1 protein-coding gene is annotated in these 392 nt (G+C 42.6%); it reads left to right on the top strand.

Features of this window, described 5'->3' with window-relative positions; translation table 11 throughout:
• A partial coding sequence (locus AB4585_RS22725; protein ID WP_372171069.1) for a hypothetical protein occupies positions 1–222 on the top strand: 222 nt, incomplete at its 5' end.
• Positions 223–392: the final 170 nt, after the last annotated feature.

The raw sequence follows: 392 nt of genomic DNA, 5'->3' as shown, positions 1-392 counted from the left end.
GAATCCATCATTACGTCAAAGAAACACGCATGGGATGCCAAACATCGCCTACAAGAGTTTGGATTAGAAGCGAAAGTCATCGAACGCAATTCCTCTAATGCCTTCCTTTGCATCAGCTATAACCGCTTTGAAGAAGATGAATCATTTGACGCTATCAAGCGTGTACGCGAGTTAATGCAAAAGGAAAATAAATCCTTTAAATTCACAGTAGCACCTATGTAAGAAGGATTTAGATCTTGAAAAACTCCATGCAGATTACCTCTCGTGATTTCCGAAATGTGTTCATCGTTACTGATGTTCACGGCAACTACGAGGTCTTGATGGAAGGACTGAAACTTGCCGGTCATTCCGCCAAGAAAGACGCACTGATCAGTCTGGGAGACTGCATAGAC

The organism is Vibrio sp. 10N.222.49.C9, from assembly GCF_041474985.1.
In the GTDB taxonomy this organism is placed as follows: Bacteria; Pseudomonadota; Gammaproteobacteria; order Enterobacterales; family Vibrionaceae; genus Vibrio; species Vibrio crassostreae_C.
The sequence above is the reverse complement of the archived record's forward strand: the minus strand, read 5'-3'. Positions and strand labels throughout refer to the sequence as shown.